General features: G+C 52.2%; 1 protein-coding gene. It reads left to right on the top strand.

Features of this window, described 5'->3' with window-relative positions; all coding sequences use genetic code 11:
- A partial coding sequence (locus tag H8S57_RS17000; protein WP_186909102.1) for a helicase HerA domain-containing protein occupies positions 1 to 590 on the top strand: 590 nt, incomplete at both ends.

Genomic DNA, 590 nt, shown 5'->3' with positions numbered 1-590 from the left:
ACCAATAGTAGCTTCGTGATTATGGGTGTGGCCGGTATCGGCAAGAGTACCGTTGTGAAGCACATCATGCTTTCGGAATACATGAAGGGGACGAAAATCCTGTGCATCGACCCGGAATCCGAATATAAGGATATGTGCCGGAACCTGAACGGAAGCTGGCTCAATGCTGGCGGCGGAAAAAACGGCCGCTCCAACCTTTTGCAGATCAGACCGGCGCCCCGTGACGATGACGATGAAACCGACAAACTCTATACCGATGAAGGAAATGGAATGTCTGATATGGCGCTGCACATGAAAACGCTGGAGATTGAATTTTCCCTGTATCTGCCCAGCCTGACGGATATGCAGAAAGCAATCCTCAAGCAGACGATCATTGAACTCTACAATCAGTTCGGCATCTTCTGGGAAACGGATATTCGGCAGCTCAAGGCCACGGATTTTCCCATTCTGTCCGACCTTCATGCCCTGCTGGAAAAGAAAGCGGAGGCCAACAAGGAGAATCCGGTATATCGTGATCTGGCAATGCTGCTGTACGACGCCGCAGCGGGCAGCGACAGCTTTCTGTGGAACGGCCACACCACGCTGGAGGC

Source organism: Lawsonibacter hominis, assembly GCF_014287895.1.
GTDB lineage: Bacteria > Bacillota > Clostridia > Oscillospirales > Oscillospiraceae > Lawsonibacter_A > Lawsonibacter_A hominis.
Note: the sequence above shows the minus strand (reverse complement) of the source record. Positions and strands in the feature narration are given on the sequence as shown.